Source organism: Aeribacillus sp. FSL K6-2848 (genome assembly GCF_038004325.1).
GTDB lineage: Bacteria > Bacillota > Bacilli > Bacillales > Aeribacillaceae > Aeribacillus > Aeribacillus composti.
In genome coordinates this window covers 829,758-848,617 of record NZ_JBBOQQ010000001.1, presented here as the reverse complement: position 1 = coordinate 848,617, position 18,860 = coordinate 829,758, and the positions used below count along the sequence as shown (strand labels likewise).

Here is an 18,860-nt window from a genome sequence, read left to right as displayed (position 1 = left end):
TTTATTTCACTTTCGCTCTATCCTGCTTAATCAAAAAGCGGTAAGCGACAAAAATTGATGACGCTTACCGCTTTCTTTTTTCCATTTCTTCTTTTGTGTAGATGATTTGCATTGGATTTCCTCCTGCAAAAGAGCCTTCCGGAACATCTTTATGAACTACAGTGCCGGCAGAAACGATAGCTCGATTTCCAATTTTCACACCAGGCAAAATAGTCGTGTTTGCTCCGATCATGACTTCATCTCCAATTTCCACTTCGCCGATGCGATATTCATCGATTAAATATTCATGTGCTAAAATCGTCGTGTTGTATCCGATAATAGAATTGCGCCCAACTTTAATTTTTTCCGGGAACAAAATATCTACCATAACCATAAATGCAAACGATGTTTGCTGTCCGATTTTCATGCCAAGAAATGTGCGGTAAAGCCAGTTTTTGATAGACATAAATGGAGTGTAGCGCGCGATAAGAATCACGATGACATTTTTGACAACTTTCCAAAAAGAAACTGTCTTGTACACCTGCCAAAGGGAGTTTGCGCCTTCAACAGGAAATTTATCCGTCCTTCTCACAACCTTCACTCCATCACAATGTTCAATAAATCACTCATTTTGTCCAGCACAAAATCTGGCTTTAACGATTCTATATACTCTCTCCCTTTTATGCTCCAAGCAACTCCTGCCGTTAATGTTCCTGCATTTTTTCCCGCCTCTATATCATGAAGGTTATCTCCCACCATTAATGCATTAGACGGCTCGGAACCGAGCAATTTAAGAGCGGACAAGACAGGCTCAGGATGAGGCTTCGCATGCTGTACATCATCCAGTGTGATAATTGCATCAAAAAATGAATCCATTTCCGTTAATTTCAGCCCCATCATAACAGTGTCGCGAATTTTCGTTGTCACAATGCCCAGTTTCAATCCCTTTTCTTTTAAAGCTCGAACCGTTTCGTGCACATGATCATATTCCTTCACAAGCAGATCATGCCGGGCATGATTAAACTCCCGATATCTTCGGACCATTTCCTCCGCTTTTTCAAGATTAATACGTTGAAATGTGTCAATAAGCGGAGGCCCGATGAAAGGAAGTATATCTTCCCGTTGATATTTGCCCGGATAATAATAGTTCAGCGTATGTAAAAACGATTCAATAATTAATTCATTTGTGTTTATTAACGTGCCGTCCAAGTCAAACAATACGGTGTCAATGTTCATAAACCGTTCCCCTTTTCCCGATATGTGCTTGTTTTTTCCAGACAAAACCGATAATCATCGTTAAAAGAATGGCTGCGAACAGCCGGATGAGTAAAAGCGGCCAAACTGAACCGACGATCGGAACAAAAATCAATGTGTCTTCTATCACAGCATGGCAGGCAACGAGGAATATAAACGCCAACGTTAAATCGCGATGCTCCACTCCATCTTCTTTTACTGCTTGCAGCATCACGCCAGCCCCGTAGGCAAGCCCGAAAATTAATCCTGCCGCAAGCGTTGTTGAAGTGTTCCTCTTCATTCCCAGCATTTCGGTTACCGGCTCCATCTTTTTTGAGAAAGCGTCGACCCAGCCTAAATCTTTCATAAATTGAATGGCAATCATTAGCGGGATGACGATGGCCGCAAGCTGAATGACTCCCATTGCCGCTTTTTCAAGCCCTTCAAATAAGATCATTCCCCAGTCTGAAGGCACGGCATCTTGTTGAGATATAAATCCGTATTGAGCTTTTTCTCCACCGCCGTCCCAAAAAAGATTGATGATAAAAGCCGAAAAAAATGCCAGTCCGAGCCGGACGGACAAGATGATCCACAGTTTCACACCGACTTTGCTTGCGACAGTCGTTTCGATTAATAAGTTGTGGGAAAATGACAGCATGACTGCCAAAATAAAGACTTCTTTTACCGTAAAATCAATGGACAAAATGGCTCCAATCGCCGCATACAAGTTAAGAAAATTCCCAATCACAAGGGGGATTGCAGCATCTCCATTTAACCCGATTACCTTCATGACCGGCGTTATAAAATGAACCATCCAATCAATCAAAGGAGTATGTTGTAAAAATGAAACAATCAACGTTACAAGGAAAAGGACTTTCCCGAGAGTCCACGTTGTTTCCAATCCTGTTTGTAATCCTTTTTTCAATGTTTGTTTCAAAGTTTCACCTTCATTCCAGCAATTTATCAATATTCATCTAAATATCTTTCTACTTTTTTTAGTCTCCGGTAAATTATAAGAGCAATTGCACTAAGAATAAGTAAAATCGAAATGACCTGTGCCATTTTTACCGTTTCCGTCAGCATCAAACTATCAGTTCTCATGCCCTCGATAAAAAATCGCCCGATCGAATACCAAATAACATATGATAAAAACAGCTCTCCACGCCGCAAATTAAACCTTCTTAGCAAAATTAAGATGATGAACCCAGCGAGATTCCAAATGGATTCATATAAAAAAGTCGGGTGATAATATTGTCCATTTATATACATTTGATTAATGATAAATTCAGGCAAGTGGAGATTTTCCAAAAATTCTCTTGAAACAGGTCCTCCATGAGCTTCCTGGTTAATAAAATTCCCCCATCTGCCGATCGCCTGCCCTAAAATAATACTCGGCGCAGCTATATCAGCCAGTTGCCAGAAAGATAGTTTTTTTACTTTTGCATACACAATCCCGGTTGCCACAGCACCGATTAACCCGCCGTGAATGGCAAGGCCACCATGCCAAATTTTAGGGATTTCCGAAAGATTTTCAGAATAATATTCCCATTGAAAAATGACATAATAAGTTCTGGCACATATAATCGCAATAGGAATAGCAAACAATGCAAGATCGATAAATATATCTTTATGAAGACCTCTTCTCTCCCCTTCACGCATCGCCAAATATAGGCCGAGCAATGCGCCGATTCCTATAATGATCCCGTACCAATGAACTTGTAATGGTCCTAGCTGAAATGCGATTGGATCAATGGGCTGAATTGCCTCTTTCATTCTCTCATCTCTCCTATTTCATCAATTAAAAATCTTCGTGATCTCCATCTTCGATAACATCCGCCAATTTATTTGTAAATTGTTCCGCCGCATTGAATCCCATTCTTTTTAACCGGAAATTCATTGCCGCAACTTCAATAATAACAGCCAAGTTTCTTCCAGGACGGACTGGAATTGTTAATTTTGTCAGTTCCGCATCCAAAATTTTCATTTTCTCTTCATCGAGTCCTAAACGGTCGTATTGTTTGTTCGGATCCCATAATTCCAAATCGATGACAAGGGAAATTCGCTTATGACTGCGGACGGCTCCTGCACCAAACAATGTCATCACATCAATGATTCCAAGACCGCGGATCTCTAAAAGATGGCGGATCAATTCCGGCGCACTGCCGACTAATGTATCCCGATCCTCCTGACGAATTTCAACACAATCATCTGCAATCAAGCGATGCCCTCTTTTCACCAGTTCAAGAGCAGTTTCACTTTTGCCTACCCCGCTTTTTCCTGTAATTAAAACACCCACCCCGTAAATATCAACAAGCACTCCATGTACAGCTGTCGTTGGAGCAAGCTTGCTTTCCAAAAAATTGGTTAAGCGGCTTGACAAGCGGGTCGTTTTCAATGGTGAGCGCAGCACTGGAACATTTGATTTTTCAGATGCCTCAATTAATTCCGGCGGAGCCTCCATCTCTCTTGACACAATGATTGCCGGTGTTACATCTGTACATAGCTGCTCCATCCGGCTTTTCTTTTCTTCAGGCGTCAATTTTGCAAAAAACGTAAGCTCCGTTCTTCCCAGCAGCTGTATACGCTCTTTTGGATAATATGTAAAATAACCAGCCATTTCAAGACCAGGTCTGGAAAGATCACTTGTAATAATGGGCCGGCTGATTCCCTCTTCTCCGCTGATCAATTCAAGTTGGAATTTTTCGATAATATCTTTTGTTCGTACTTTCGACACGAAGTCTTTCCTCCTTAGACTTAAAAAACTTTTTTCATCTTTTTATTGTAGCACTTTTCTTTTTGGCAACAAACATCTTTCATCAAAGACATAGCAGAGACAAGGGCATCGGAGCGAAAGATAAAGGCTATTCAATCCAAAACTCTTCTTTTTTAGGAGAGAAAAAAAAATGCTTGTTGGAATAAGGTGAATATGCACGGACAAAAAATTTGGAGCGACTCGGAAAATAATGGAGCAAGCGTAAAAAACCTTCTCCTCCTTCAGGAGCCCCCTGATAGTCCGCCAATAATTCATAAACAATCCGATCAGGAGTCCCATCATGATCATCATCAATTTTTGTTTTTAATAACTCACTGTCATCATAATGGCCGCTCAAAACGATTTTTACATTTGGATTCTTTTTGACGATATTGCGAAATATACGATTTCCAACCAGTGTTCGTTTTCCATTTTTATGCAAATATTTATGGACAGCTATGATTGCTGTTCGGTCTGAATGACGTTTTAAGACTTCGTTCATCCAGCTGATGCTGTCTTTGTCAACATGCCAGCCGATATACAAAAAAAGAAAATGTTGATGTCCGAGCGTAATTAAATCGTAATGTCCTCGATTATTCCGATATCCCCCACCATAATAAGGCTTCGTGAAAAAACGATCTTTTCCAAAATATTGATGAAACATTTTATATGATTTTCCGTTTACTAAATCGTGATTGCCCGCAAGCACTCCATAAGGAATAGACACCTGTTCCAGTTTTCGGAACATGCGGTCTGCTTGAACCCACTGCTGTTTCTTTTCCGCACGGTTGACAATATCACCGGTATGAACAACATATTTTATATTCCAATTATCGCGATTTTGCACAATCCAATCCATTTGATTACGAAAAATATGAGGGTATTTTTCCGAATAGTATTGAGTGTCTGAAAGCCATACGATCGTGTAGACGTTTGAATCATTTGGCGAAGCTGCAAGCTCAAAGCTAGGAAATGCGGGAGATAAAATCATGAAAACAAAAATAATAAGAGGAAAGATTTTTTTCATTTATATCACCTATTCGTATCATTCCCGAAACGATAGGAGATATGAATGAAAAAATCTTTTTCATTAGTCTTTAAAACGGTTCATAAACACCAATTGAATGAGCAGATTCAAAAACGAAATGAAGATGGAGGCGAGGAGGGCAGTTCCAAAGCCATCAATATTAAAGGCATCTCCCATTATTGCCTGGGCAATCATCAACGTAACTGCATTGATGACAAATAAAAATGTTCCGAGAGTAAAAACCGTAATCGGCAATGTCAATAATATTAGAAACGGCTTCACAAAAACATTTAACACTGACAAAATCATACTGGCTACAATAGCCGCTCCAACTCCGCTTAAATAAAACGAATCAAAGAACCCAGCTACAACAATCAAAATCAGTGCATTTAATAAAATGCTTGTCAACCATCTAATAAACATCGAAATTCGTCCTTTTCACTTTCTATTTACAAATTATTATAACACTTTCTATGTGAAAGTATGAAACAGATTGACATTTTTTCACTATTTTGGTAACATTCTTTACACAAATGGGAAAGGAGTTGATAGGCTTTAGATTTTCTGAATTTTCATATTTTTCTCGCCCTAGACGACTCGTCTTTCTTTCCTGACGTAAACGTTTGTTTATTTTAACAGAAAGGAGGGGCAGCAGTTCAAATGAACTCATTGTATCTTTTATCTGATTACCTGTTAATGAAAGCCTATTATGAAGCCATTCAAATCGAGGCTAGTGAAGAGTTTATCGTTTTATTAGAAGAAGAAATTGTTAGAAGAGGAATTGTCCTTTCCTCTCCTAACATAAATGTACAATAAAATTAAACTCACGGAGAAAATTATACCATTTTTTCGTTATTTTGTAAAATGAATTTTTCTTGAATTGGAATGGATGTTTCATGATCGTTTATATAATTTTTTCTGAAAGGGGTTGTTACATAAGCAGAAAACTGACTTATGGACAGCCCTTCATACGTTATGACACAATGTAAGAAAAAGGCCGTTCTCCTTTCTCGAACGATGTCAGGGCATTTTTTCATGCTAAATAAATTTAATTTTTTGCTAGAGAAATATGTTTTCATTTATTCATTAGCACAAATTGTGTGCAATTAGTTGGAAACTGGCATTTGCAATGAACGCAGCTTTTGTACAAAAGCTGCGAATTTTTCATTTGTCCACCAAGCAATTATCACGAAACGCGCACTGCTGTATCATATTAGTCCACACTTTGTTCGCAGCACAATTCATGACTTTATATAGGAAAAATTTCACCAAATCGTATCTTCATCTATAAAAGAAACTGAAGGACAACCGAAAATTTAAATAGTGCAGCAACTAGTCCGAAAAGCCATGAAGCGATCAAGGGATAAATTTAAAACAATTAATTATCTCGACCTAATTTTTTTGTAAAAAGACCCCACAACGTGCAATGTTTAAACATGTGGGGCTTCTTTTTTTCAATTGGTTCAATGTCATTTGGTGTTTTTTTAATATTTCCGTAAATTAGAAAAATTTCATCCGATTATGCAGTTGTTTTTAGATCCATCCGTTTTTCATAACGGCTCATTTTCTTTTCGAGTTTGGCAAATATGACTTCACATACCCAACAAATAATCCAGTAGATGATCGATGCAACTAAATACATTTCTAAAAATTTATATCCATTATTTGCTATAATTCTTGTAATGGCTAAAATTTCTACGACTTTTACAGCAAAAGCTAAAGATGTTGCTTTGATCAGTCCAATAAACGTATTGCCTAAATTCGGAAAAGCCACAACGAATGCTTGAGGCAGGACGATTCGATATAATCCTTGTGCAGTTGTCATGCCGACTGAGTACGCAGCTTCCATTTGTCCAGCGTTTACTGCATTGATCGATGCGCGGAATATTTCTGCCTCATAAGCAGCTGTATTGATTGTATAAGCAATTAATGCATAAATCATCGTTGGAACTTCATCCGCATTTAAATTCAATCCGAAATGATGATTAAGAAAATCAAACAATACCGGAACACCGTAGAAAAAGACGTACAATTGGACAACTAACGGTGTTCCCCGAATAAAAGAAATATAAACGATGGACAATTGATTTAGTACAGGAACTTTATATATTCTGCAAAGAGCAATAAGCAGCCCGAATACAAGTCCAAGCACCATCGCAACAATGGCAATCGTCAATGTCACTGGCACACCTTTTAACACTTCAGGCACTTGCTCTAAAGCAAATTTAAAATCAATAGTTGTTGCCACGAGTTATCACGATCCTTAGCAAAAAATTACTTAGATAAACTAACTCGACCTTTTTTAAACACTTTTTCGGCATAGCCGATAATACCTTCAATGAGGATACAAGTACCCCAATATACAAGAGAGATCACGACATAAATCTCAAACATTCCCATACCATGATTATTTCCTAAAATAATTCGAACTTGCCCCATAATATCAATAATACCGATCGAAAAGGCAAGTGATGTATCTTTTAACAATTCAATAATATTATTGCCTAAATTAGGCAATGAAATGACAAAAGCTTGAGGCAAAATAATTCTCCTTAGAGCTTGTGTATACGTCATGCCAACGCTGTATGCTGCTTCTAATTGCTCCGTGCCGACAGCTAAGTAAGCTGAACGGATAACTTCTGATAAATAAGCTGCTGTATGAAATGAGAATGTAATAATAACAAAAACAAGTCTGTTCCAACTATTAATATCAATATTAAAAACTAGCAATAATTGAGGCAGTCCGAAATAGACAAGAAACAGCTGAACTAATAACGGGGTACAACGTGTGAATGACAAGTGAAATGTTGCAATTCCATAAAGGATAGGCGGTTTTTGGATTCGAATAATCGCGATAATAACACCTAAAATTAAAGCGAAAAATAAAGATGTGACCAGCATGAACAATGTTAGAGGGAGCTTATCTAACACTTTCAAAAATAAATCTGCCCAATCTTGTAAACTCGTGTTAATTTTGCTCACCACCTTCATTAAGAAATATATACGAATTTAAATATACCGTATTGAATGATTAAATAATCATTCAATACGGTTTTTGATTATTTCTCGTATTGGAATCCTTCTTTTTTAATATAGTCAAGGTCTTTGAAAAAGTCTACACCAAACCATTTCTCAGCAAGTTTCGGAAGCGTACCGTCTTCAATTAATTCAGCAGTTGCTTTGTCAATTTTCTCAGCTAGTTCTTTATGTTTTTTGTTATAAACAATATAAACCGGCTCTTTCGAAACGATACCACCTATTTTCAAATCCAATTTCAGCTCTTTTTGAAGAGCATCAAATGTAGTTTTGTTCAAAAAAACAGCATCTGCTTTTCCTTCAGCAACACGTTTTAAGTTATCTGCTGCTGACGGATTTTCCATACTTTCAATCTCGATCGGATTATCTGAATTCTTTTCGTTGTACCCGTTTAAAATAGCACGAAGTCCACCGCTTGGCGCCATTGGAGCGAGTTTTTTATCAACCATATCATCTAACGATTTAATATCATTTCGATCTGATTTCGTCACTAATACAGTTAAAGAGTATCCATACTCATGTTCTGGATAAAGGAATTTCTGTTCTCTTTCCGGATTTTTGAAAAACCAGTTAATCGCAAAATCGAATTTTCCTGTGTCAACCCCGATTAAATTCGATTCTTCTTCTCCAAACGTATACTCAAACTTGTATTCTGGCAATTTCTTTTCAATTTCCGCTAAATAATCCATATCATAACCGATAGGTTTATTTTGATCATCCGTATATAAAAATGGTGGATTTACTTCATCACTTAATGCCACTTTAATCACTTTTTTGCCGTCATCAGTTTCTTTACTTTCACTGTTCGAACAACCAGCGATGACGAAAATAGATAAAATGAATAAAAAGAATTTTGTCCAAATACGTTTACGATTCATGCAGTAATTTTCCCCCCATGTAAATTTTAAAATAGTATATTCAGGCTCTATTAGAAGCCTTTTTTAAAATTGTTTTGTTCGCTCATGCTTTGGATGAACTAATATTTCTTCAGGCGGTCCCTATTCAATAATGGCGCCGTCTGCCGTGAACACAGCACGATTCGCTACTTCTCTTGCAAAGTGAATCTCATGAGTTACGATCACCATTGTTTTGCCTTCATCAGCAATTTTTTTAATAATCGACAAAACCTCTCCAACCATCTCAGGATCGAGCGCGGAAGTAGGTTCATCAAATAAAATGACGGAAGGGTTTAAAGCAAGTGCTCGCGCTATACCAACACGCTGCTGTTGACCGCCGGACAGCTGGCCAAGATAGTCATTCATTTCTCTTCCAGGCCAACTTTTTTAAGTAAATCAATGCCAATTTTACGCGCTTTGGCAGCTTTCATTTTCTTTGCAACGATAAGACCTTCCATTACGTTTTCCAGCACCGTCTTATTTTTTAAATAAATTATTATGCTGAAAAACCATTGCGGTCTTTCGTCTTAGCGTTAAAATGACTTTTTTGACGCATGTTTTCCTTCCACGGAAAACACATCAATAGTAATAGCACCTCCGTCAGGTCTTTCTAAATCATTCATACATCGAAAAAGGGTGATTCTCCCAGATCCGCTTGAATCGATAATAACTAGGACATCCCCTTTTTTTTACTTTTAAATCAATTCCTTTAAGAATTGAATTTTTTTAAAGCTTTTTTGAATGTCCTTTAATTCGATTATACGAATCACCTCTCTTTATTATCAAAAATATCAAAACATTGGGTTAATTGAATAATCTAAACTATAACACAACTATTCCTAGTTGTAAAGTATGAATTAAATTGTTATAATGGAAAATGTTCGTAAATTTAATAGTTCATTGAACCTATTAAAATATTAATCTGAACAGAGTTTGCTTAAGGAAGTGTGGAACGTGTCAAAAAAATTATTTGTGAAAACGGATGCGCAAAGATTGTGGATCGAAAAGCTGTTAAAGCATGAAGAGTCGTTTAAAAGTCATTCTAGGGAAAGCGATGAAAAGACAAAGTTTCCAAAAGAAAATATCCAAGCGCTTGTCAATATGGGGTATACGAAGCTCTCGCTGCCAAAAGAATATGGAGGCGGCGGCATTGGTGTCACAGATCTAGTTCTATTCCAAGAAACCATTGCTAGCTTTGATGGTGCTACAGGCCTAGCCATCGGTTGGCATCTGGGCGTCGTTGGGGAGTTGTATGAGAAAAAACTTTGGAAGGAAGAAAAGCTTGCCTCTTTTGCAAAAGAAATTTTAAACGGCGCTTTGGTGAACAGAGCAGTTAGTGAAGCAAAAACAGGCAGTCCAACCCGCGGCGGGCGCCCTGAAACGGAAGCAGTGAAAAGAGATGGCAAGTGGATTATTTCGGGCAGAAAGACATATACTACTATGTCACCTGTGCTGACACATTTTCTTGTATCTGCATGGGTTGAAGAAAAGGAAGGAATTGGATTTTTCTTAATTGAACGAGAAGCGAAGGGTTTATCAATTGAAAAAAATTGGGACGTTATCGCCATGAGAGGAACAGAAAGTCACGATCTTGTGTTAGATAACGTTGAAGTAGCAGAAGAAAATTTTGTAGAGCTAAACCATGGACCGAGAGGAAATACAATAAATGGTTGGATTCTGCATATTCCGGCTTGTTATTTAGGTATTGCACAGGCGGCGCGTGATTATGCAGTGAAATTTGCGACAGAATATTCTCCAAATAGTATAAGCGGAACCATTAGCCAATTGCCAAATGTACAAAATTTAATTGGTCAGATTGACTTAGAATTAATGAAAGCTAGACATTTCTTGTATAGCGTAGCGGAAATTTATGATGATGAAGCACGCCGTCCATACATTACAAACGAGCTTAGTGTTGCGAAGCATATTGTAACGAACTCAGCCATCAACATTGTCGATAAAGCGATGAGACTAGTTGGAGCAAAAAGCCTTCAACTGTCAAATCCGCTGCAGCGGTATTATCGTGATGTGAGAGCAGGGCTTCACAATCCGCCAATGGATGATATGACGATTTCTAAATTGGCTCAAACAGCTATTCAAGAAATGGAAAATAAATAATTTATATATGCCTCTTTTCATAGGGACTGATTTTAAAAAAGCTGATTCAAGGCCGTCAAATATGGTTTTTTGGGTCAGCTTTTTTATGAATTAGCAATGCATCAAAGATATTCAATACATTCGGTAATTGTAGACATCGTGAGCACAATAACTAAGACGCCGGAAAATCCGATTCATTGAGTCTTCAAAATGATGAATTTGAATGAATGAAAGGAGAAACATCAGTTTATAAAAAAAGAGCCCTTTGTCACACAAAGGGCTCAAGCTCTGTTTTATGCGAAATGTTCATATATCAAAGAAAATCAGTATTTCCTCGATTTTTCGCTGAAAGGGCTAGTAAAAATCTACAACTCATCTCCTGAAAACCGATGGAGTAAAACCATCCGTTTCAGGAACATTCTTCGTCATTTAAAAGAGACTGGCAACAGCCTATTTAACTGTTTGCCGCTGCCTCTTTTTTCAAAATGAAATTTTTCATTCTCTCCCGATCCCGATCCAAAATCGGTTTTAAATATTTTCCTGTATAAGACTGTTTCGCTTCTGCCACTTCTTCAGGGGTACCCGTTGCAATGATTGTTCCTCCGCCGTCCCCGCCTTCTGGTCCAAGGTCGATGATATAGTCAGCTGATTTAATCACATCTAAGTTATGCTCAATTACAAGAACTGTATCTCCGTTTTCAACAAGCCGATGCAAAACCTTCAAGAGCCTAGCAATATCGTCAACATGCAGCCCTGTTGTCGGTTCATCTAAAATATACAGCGATCTTCCAGTAGATCTGCGATGCAGCTCTGAAGCAAGCTTTATCCGTTGTGCTTCCCCACCGGACATTGTCGTAGCCGGCTGACCAAGTTTCATATAACCAAGTCCTACATCGTAAATGGTTTGCAGCTTCCGTTTGATTTTTGGAATATTTTCGAAGAACTGGAGTGCGTCTTCCACAGTCATTTCTAAAATATCCGCAATATTTTTTCCTTTATATGTGACTTCAAGAGTTTCCCGGTTATATCTTTTTCCGTGGCATACTTCACACGGAACATATACATCTGGAAGAAAATGCATTTCAATTTTAATGATTCCATCGCCTCGGCATGCTTCACAGCGGCCGCCCTTCACATTAAAACTGAAGCGTCCTTTTTTATAGCCTCTTACTTTCGCTTCATTCGTTGCTGCAAACACATCACGAATATCGTCAAATACGCCGGTATACGTAGCTGGATTTGAACGCGGCGTTCTTCCAATCGGAGATTGGTCAATGCTGATGACCTTATCGAGATGTTCAATCCCTTTCATTTCTTTATAGGCACCGGGTTTTGTTTTACTGTTATTCAGCTTTTGTGCCAAGCCTTTTTGTAATATTTCATTGACTAACGTACTTTTCCCCGAACCAGATACACCTGTTACTGCCAAAAATACACCTAACGGAAATTTGACATTTACATTTTTTAAATTGTTCTCGCTTGCTCCTTTTATTTCAATATACCGACCATCCGGTTTTCTTCTTTCGACCGGCAATGGAATGAACTTTTTCCCTGACAAATATTGTCCTGTAAGCGAACGGTCATCATTCATCACTTCTTTTGGTGTACCAGCAGCTACAACTTGACCGCCGTGCACGCCAGCTCCCGGCCCAATATCGATCAAATAATCAGCTGCAAGCATCGTATCTTCATCATGTTCAACTACAATCAACGTATTGCCGATATCCCGCATATTTTGGAGAGCACGGATCAGCCTGTCATTGTCCCGTTGATGCAAACCGATAGACGGCTCGTCCAATATATAAAGTACTCCTGTCAGTCTTGATCCGATTTGCGTGGCAAGACGGATTCTTTGCGCTTCTCCACCAGAGAGCGTACCGGCTGATCTGCTTAATGTTAAATAATCAAGACCTACCTCAATTAAAAAATTCAGCCGTTCTTTTATTTCTCTTAAAATCAAATTGGCAATTTTCATTTCTTTTTCTGTCAATGCCAATTGGTCAAAAAACTGATAGGCTTCACGAATAGATAATTGAGTGACTTGTCCGATATGGCGTCCGTTAATAAGAACAGCCAGACTTTCCTTTTTCAGTCGATGCCCTTTGCATGTCGGACACGGCTGATTCGTCATATATTTTTCCATTTGTTCACGTATGAAATCAGATGTCGTTTCTTTATAGCGCCGTTCTATATTGCGGACCACACCTTCAAATTCTACATAGCCTTCCCGGATTTGCCCGAAATCGTTCTCATAGCGAAAATAAATTTTTTCCCCGCCGCTTCCAAATAAAATTTTATCGAGCAGATGTTTCGGTATATCTTTAACCGGAATGTCCATATCAATACCGTAATGGTTGCAAACCGCTTGAAGAAGCTGCGGATAATATTGAGAGCTTGTCGGCTCCCACGGTGCAATTGCGTGTTCCTTTAATGTCAAGTTTTTATTTGGAATAACGAGATCCAAATCCACCTCTAGTTTTGAACCTAAGCCGTCACAAGCATGACAAGCTCCGTACGGGCTGTTAAAGGAAAACATCCGCGGTTCAAGCTCTCCAATCGAAAAACCGCAAATCGGGCAGGCATGATGTTCACTGAAAAGCAGCTCTTCGCCATCGATGATGTCAATTATGACTTTTCCATCACCTAATTTTAAAGCTGTTTCAATCGAATCGGTCAACCGGCTTATAATCCCCTCTTTCACGATCAGCCGATCCACAACGACATCGATGGAATGTTTTTTATTTTTTTCAAGAGAAATATCATCGGTAAGCTCCATCATTTCTCCGTCAATCCGCACGCGGACAAACCCTTGCTTTTTTATTTCCTCCAATGTTTTCACATGCATTCCTTTTTTTCCAGACACAACAGGCGCAAGAACCTGCAGTCTTGTCCGTTCCGGATATTCCATAATCCGGTCAACCATCTGTTCGATTGTTTGCGAAGAAATTTCTATCCCATGCACCGGACATGTCGGCCGCCCGACACGGGCAAAAAGAAGCCGTAGGTAGTCATAAATTTCTGTCACCGTTCCGACCGTTGAACGCGGATTTCTGCTTGTCGTTTTTTGATCAATCGAAATGGCCGGCGATAAGCCTTCGATCGCATCGACATCAGGTTTATCCATTTGTCCTAAAAATTGGCGGGCATAGGCAGATAAAGACTCCACATATCGCCGCTGTCCCTCTGCATAAATTGTATCAAATGCTAAAGAAGATTTGCCCGATCCCGATAAACCTGTTACAACGACAAGCTTGTCTCTTGGAATCGTGACATCAATGTTTTTTAAATTATGAGCGCGTGCACCTTTTACAACAATTTTATCCATTGCCATATCCAATCATCCTTCCGCTTTCAGCTCCAAAATTAAATCGCGCAATTCAGCAGCTCTTTCGAAATCTAATGCTTTTGCAGCTTCTTTCATTTCTTTTTCCATACGGGCTATCAGTTGTTCTCGATCTTTTTTCGACATTTTGTTCAGCTTCACAGCCTTTTCCGTTTTATATTCTGCTTCATCTTCCGCTGCATATGTCGCCCTAATTACATCGCGAATATCTTTTTGAATCGTTTTTGGCGTAATGCCATGTTGACGGTTATATTCCTCTTGAATCGCACGACGCCGTTTTGTTTCGTTTATGGCGATTTCCATCGATTTTGTGATTGTATCAGCATACATAATGACATGCCCGTTTGCGTTCCGAGCCGCCCGTCCGATTGTTTGAATAAGAGAACGTTCCGAACGGAGAAATCCTTCTTTATCTGCATCCAAAATTGCAACGAGAGAGACCTCCGGAATATCAAGCCCTTCCCTGAGCAAATTGATCCCGACCAACACTTCATGTTTGCCAAGCCGCAGGTCGCGGATAATTTCAATGCGCTCGAGCGTTTTAATTTCGGAATGGAGATATGTCACCTTAATCCCGATTTCCCGCAAATAATCCGTTAAATCTTCCGCCATTTTTTTCGTTAATGTGGTCACAAGCACCCGCTCATTCCGTTTAACCCGCTTTTGAATTTCGCCGATTAAATCGTCTATTTGCCCTTCAACAGGTCGGACGTCAATGGTTGGATCTAAAAGTCCAGTCGGGCGGATAATCTGTTCAACAACAACCGGCGTATGCTCCAGCTCATACGGCCCAGGGGTGGCAGAAACATAAATGACATGTTTCATATGCTTTTCAAATTCCTCAAATTTTAACGGACGGTTGTCAAGTGCTGAAGGCAAACGGAATCCATGATCGACAAGCACTTGTTTTCTCGCCTGGTCGCCGTTGTACATCCCGCGGATTTGCGGAATCGTCACATGCGACTCGTCAATGACGATCAAAAAATCATCTCCAAAATAATCTAAAAGCGTATAAGGAGTCGAACCGGGCGGTCTTAATGTAAGATGACGAGAGTAGTTTTCAATCCCGGAGCAAAAGCCCATCTCCCGCATCATTTCTAAATCATATCTTGTCCGTTGCTCGAGCCGTTGCGCTTCCAAAAGCTTTCCATTCTCCCGCAGTTCATGCAGCCGTTCCTCAAGCTCCTTTTCAATATTAGCAATGGCAATTTTCATTTTTTCTTCTCTTGTCACAAAGTGTGATGCCGGGAAAATCGCTACATGCTCCCGCTCTCCAATAATTTCGCCTGTCAGCGCATCAACTTCACGGATGCGGTCGATTTCATCTCCGAAAAATTCCACGCGGATACAATGTTCATCGCGCGAAGCAGGGAAAATTTCCACTACATCCCCGCGCACGCGAAAAGTTCCCCTGCGAAAATCTACATCATTTCTTTCATACTGCACATCCACTAAACGGCGCAGCAAGTCATTGCGCTCGATTTCCATTCCTGTGCGAAGACTAACGACCAGCTCACGATATTCTTCTGGCGAACCTAAACCATATATGCAAGAAACGCTTGCGATAATAATAACATCTTTCCGTTCAAACAATGCAGAGGTGGCCGAATGTCTTAATTTATCAATTTCATCATTAATGCTCGCATCTTTTTCAATATACGTATCTGTTTGCGGAACATACGCTTCCGGCTGATAATAGTCATAATAGCTGACAAAATATTCAACTGCATTGTTCGGGAAAAATTCTTTAAACTCGCTATACAGCTGTCCGGCAAGCGTTTTATTATGGGCAATGACCAGCGTCGGTTTGTTCACTTCTTTAATCACATTGGATATCGTAAACGTTTTGCCAGTTCCAGTTGCACCTAACAATGTCTGATGTTTTTTTCCTTGCCTGATTCCCTCCACCAGCTCTTTGATAGCTTTCGGCTGATCTCCTTGAGGCTGGTAATTTGAAACTAATTCAAACCGATCCATGGAACATCCTCCAATTCAGAAACTTATATTTTATTTTAACATATAATCAGGCTGAATCACCAAAAATACGAACTGACGTTTGATTTTCATAGACAATAAAAACCTGTCAATCGTGTTGAACAGGTTTAAGTAGATGTTTTCTTATCCTTTTTCATGCTTCTGGCAGCGATAAAACCAGCTGCTAAGCTGGCTACATCCAAAATGGCGATATAAATAGTATCCATATGACCTGCAAAATAAGAGGCAATTAATAAACCAGCCGTCAACAATGTCCCAACGACATGACTATATGTAACTCTTGTGAAAAATAAGACAAGCAAAAAAGGGGCGAATGCGGCAAACACAAGCTTGATCATAAAAAAAACCTCTTTTCGTCAACGGTTATACATTTATTATATTGAAGCCCTCAAAAAGCTTTCAAGCAAAACCACAAAAGAGAAGGGAAAAATAAGCCAATGCAAAGAATAAAAAATAATGCGATGTATAGCGGTCAGAAAACCTAGGATACAGGGGAAATAGTTGAAATCGATGAAGTCAAAATAAACGAATAGAAATAGCTTTATGATTATATTTAAATGCAATAATGAAGCTCATAGGCTAAAAAATTCGCCTTTATGAAAGCAACTTTTATACTATATTTACTTTTTTCTTACGGTCACCCCCTAAGACTACCCTAAGCATATAAAAAAGCATCCAATAGCCGCCTTTTTTCACTATTGGATACTCTTTCTTAATCTTGAGATAGATAAAACAAATGATCTAAATTTACATATGAAATATCGTATTCAGAATTTACTGCATGTAATATTTTTTGATAATCTTCCACCTTAAGATCTAGTGGTAGATTTTCAAACTATTCTCCATTTACATGAAAATCCAGTATTAATGCACAAAAATCTTTACCATCAACTAAATCCATTGCAAACCCTCTAAAAATATCTGCATCTTCTTCATTTAACTGTTCATCTGACAATACATAGATTTTTATTACATTTTGAAATTGTTGAATATCCTCTTCATTCATGTATTTATAAAGGTCTTCTTAAATCCCCGATCATAAGATATCCCATAGACATACTGTTTTTAAATAATAAACTCAACTTTCGCAGCTCAATTTTGGTAAATAAGCCTTGATATAATTAGGCAAAACTACAATCCATTTACGTAATTGACTTTCGATGAATTTTTTAATCTTTTGATTTACATTTTGAAGTGCATCTTCAAGAATTTCAATGAGTAGTTGAAGTGCAAAGGCCCAATCTAGTTCATCGATTTCATCACAAAGTTCATAAAAAATGCCGCCTAATGTTCGATAATCTGTACTTACTCGGTTTTGCCAAGACAAAACAATGTACCTTGTAAACACAATAGTGGTATGGCTGATCATGGAATCATAAGATCTTCCTTGGAACTCTTTTTGGAGTTTCAATAAGGATTTGACTGTTTTGAAGAATACTTCAATATCCCAACGTATCCCATAAATACGAATGATTTCTTGATCCGATAAAGTACAGTCTGTACTCAAAATAGCTAGCCACTGTCTCTTTTTATTACGATTACGGACAAATACCACTTTAACAGGTACGCCATTTGCCATCGTTGTGTGAATAGAGCGCAAAATACCCTTTTGATGTTGTGATGGTTTAGCTGTTTGGTATAGTTTTTTTAGGCTCACCCATTCACCGTTCACTTGATATCTTTGTTTTGTATCCTTCACCATTCCAATAACATCCAACCCTTGATCCACAATGGACTTGATCAAAGGCTGTTGGGTAAACCATGTATCCATTAAAACGTATGAGGCATCGATTCCTTGAGAAAGTGCCCGTTTAATCATATTGGGAATAACTTCCGGCGCTTTTTGTAAAGCTTCGACACGCCGCTTATAACCGGATGTACGCTTATCGATTCGGTTATCAATCCCATTGATTTGGGAATTCGTAGAGCTTAATAAAGCAAAATCAATAGGCAAAAATGTAGCACCATCTGACCAGCCGAGTGTAAGCATACGAAATCCTTTGTAATAACGCATTTTTTGAGAAGAATGATCGAAACAGCGAGCAAGCAGTTCAACCTTTTTACTGCGATTTCGTTCATAAGATGAGTCGTCCACGATCAGCACTTTCGGACGGTCGTGTCTCGTTAAACTACTTACCTTCATAATGGTGAAAGTACTCAAAACAAGTAAAAACCTGCGCCAATTGTATTGAGGGTTATTTAAGAAGCGATAAATAGCGTTTTTTTCCGGCAAATCTTTAGCTTTTTTACTTTGAAGAAGTCGAAACAAATTTTTGCCTTCAAAAACTAAACTAAAAACTAGCTGGAATAAATAGGCGCAGGAATAACCGAAACCCTTGTTAATTCCCACTTTCCTTAAATATTTTAAGATTTCAAGTTCATCAAATATAGCTTTTACTTCTTTTGGTAGTTGATTGTTCAGTCTGTTATTCGTTATCATAATAAGAGACACCTCACCTGCTTTTGGTAATGTTTTTTCTGGACAATTAAACTATACCAAAA

General features: G+C 38.6%; 17 protein-coding genes and 1 pseudogene. 2 read left to right on the top strand and 16 right to left on the bottom strand.

What is annotated here, in order from left to right:
• Positions 1-64: 64 nt before the first annotated feature.
• From NSS70_RS04145 to NSS70_RS04115, 7 genes are all read right to left on the bottom strand, one after another.
• Entirely contained in the window at positions 65-571 is a 507-nt protein-coding gene (locus tag NSS70_RS04145; protein WP_066249061.1) for an acyltransferase, read from the bottom strand.
• Positions 572-576: 5 nt separating this feature from the next.
• A complete protein-coding gene (ppaX, locus tag NSS70_RS04140; protein WP_340880979.1) occupies positions 577-1,215 on the bottom strand; it encodes a pyrophosphatase PpaX in 639 nt (212 codons plus the stop codon).
• Positions 1,205-2,149, bottom strand: coding sequence for a nucleoside recognition domain-containing protein (locus NSS70_RS04135; protein ID WP_340880978.1), 945 nt, complete (start codon positions 2,147-2,149; stop codon positions 1,205-1,207). The genes ppaX and NSS70_RS04135 overlap by 11 nt, the downstream gene beginning before the upstream one ends.
• A 26-nt stretch (positions 2,150-2,175) precedes the next feature.
• The gene (lgt, locus tag NSS70_RS04130; protein ID WP_340880977.1) at positions 2,176-2,985 is read right to left on the bottom strand and encodes a prolipoprotein diacylglyceryl transferase; all 810 of its coding nucleotides are present in this window, start codon (positions 2,983-2,985) and stop codon (positions 2,176-2,178) included.
• Between the two features lie 25 nt (positions 2,986-3,010).
• On the bottom strand, positions 3,011-3,946 hold the full coding sequence (gene hprK / locus NSS70_RS04125) for an HPr(Ser) kinase/phosphatase (protein WP_063389176.1): 936 nt from the start codon (positions 3,944-3,946) through the stop codon (positions 3,011-3,013).
• Positions 3,947-4,073: 127 nt separating this feature from the next.
• Positions 4,074-4,991 carry a metallophosphoesterase gene (locus tag NSS70_RS04120; RefSeq protein WP_340880976.1) on the bottom strand — a complete coding sequence of 306 codons (918 nt, stop codon included), beginning with the start codon at positions 4,989-4,991 and terminating at the stop codon, positions 4,074-4,076.
• A 63-nt stretch (positions 4,992-5,054) separates the two neighbouring features.
• On the bottom strand, positions 5,055-5,414 hold the full coding sequence (locus NSS70_RS04115) for a phage holin family protein (RefSeq protein ID WP_063389178.1): 360 nt from the start codon (positions 5,412-5,414) through the stop codon (positions 5,055-5,057).
• 237 nt (positions 5,415-5,651) lie between these two features.
• Here NSS70_RS04115 and sda point away from each other — a divergent pair, with 237 nt between their 5' ends.
• Complete coding sequence (gene sda, locus NSS70_RS04110; RefSeq protein WP_094245206.1) at positions 5,652-5,807, top strand: sporulation histidine kinase inhibitor Sda; 156 nt, start codon at positions 5,652-5,654, stop codon at positions 5,805-5,807.
• Positions 5,808-6,510: 703 nt separating this feature from the next.
• Here sda and NSS70_RS04105 read toward each other — a convergent pair.
• From NSS70_RS04105 to NSS70_RS04090, 4 genes and pseudogenes are all read right to left on the bottom strand, one after another.
• Positions 6,511-7,239 (bottom strand): amino acid ABC transporter permease, encoded by a 729-nt coding sequence (locus tag NSS70_RS04105; protein WP_063389179.1) that lies wholly within the window; start codon positions 7,237-7,239, stop codon positions 6,511-6,513.
• Positions 7,240-7,265: 26 nt separating this feature from the next.
• Positions 7,266-7,964 carry an amino acid ABC transporter permease gene (locus tag NSS70_RS04100; RefSeq protein ID WP_340882472.1) on the bottom strand — a complete coding sequence of 233 codons (699 nt, stop codon included), beginning with the start codon at positions 7,962-7,964 and terminating at the stop codon, positions 7,266-7,268.
• An 86-nt stretch (positions 7,965-8,050) separates the two neighbouring features.
• A complete protein-coding gene (locus NSS70_RS04095; protein ID WP_340880975.1) occupies positions 8,051-8,905 on the bottom strand; it encodes an amino acid ABC transporter substrate-binding protein in 855 nt (284 codons plus the stop codon).
• A gap of 63 nt (positions 8,906-8,968) precedes the next feature.
• Positions 8,969-9,684: pseudogene (locus NSS70_RS04090) on the bottom strand (amino acid ABC transporter ATP-binding protein).
• A 193-nt stretch (positions 9,685-9,877) separates the two neighbouring features.
• Between NSS70_RS04090 and NSS70_RS04085 the strand changes: the two are divergent.
• Positions 9,878-11,041, top strand: coding sequence for an acyl-CoA dehydrogenase family protein (locus NSS70_RS04085; protein WP_340880974.1), 1,164 nt, complete (start codon positions 9,878-9,880; stop codon positions 11,039-11,041).
• Positions 11,042-11,474: 433 nt separating this feature from the next.
• Here the strand turns inward: NSS70_RS04085 and uvrA are convergent, their stop codons facing one another.
• From uvrA to NSS70_RS04060, 5 genes are all read right to left on the bottom strand, one after another.
• On the bottom strand, positions 11,475-14,351 hold the full coding sequence (uvrA, locus tag NSS70_RS04080; RefSeq protein ID WP_063389183.1) for an excinuclease ABC subunit UvrA: 2,877 nt from the start codon (positions 14,349-14,351) through the stop codon (positions 11,475-11,477).
• A gap of 6 nt (positions 14,352-14,357) precedes the next feature.
• Entirely contained in the window at positions 14,358-16,340 is a 1,983-nt protein-coding gene (uvrB, locus tag NSS70_RS04075) for an excinuclease ABC subunit UvrB (protein ID WP_063389184.1), read from the bottom strand.
• Between the two features lie 125 nt (positions 16,341-16,465).
• Positions 16,466-16,696 carry a CsbA family protein gene (locus NSS70_RS04070; protein WP_063389185.1) on the bottom strand — a complete coding sequence of 77 codons (231 nt, stop codon included), beginning with the start codon at positions 16,694-16,696 and terminating at the stop codon, positions 16,466-16,468.
• Positions 16,697-17,193: 497 nt separating this feature from the next.
• Complete coding sequence (locus tag NSS70_RS04065; RefSeq protein WP_340880973.1) at positions 17,194-17,364, bottom strand: hypothetical protein; 171 nt, start codon at positions 17,362-17,364, stop codon at positions 17,194-17,196.
• 72 nt (positions 17,365-17,436) lie between these two features.
• Positions 17,437-18,798, bottom strand: a complete 1,362-nt coding sequence (locus tag NSS70_RS04060) for an IS4 family transposase (protein WP_094245809.1) — start codon at positions 18,796-18,798, stop codon at positions 17,437-17,439.
• Positions 18,799-18,860: the final 62 nt, after the last annotated feature.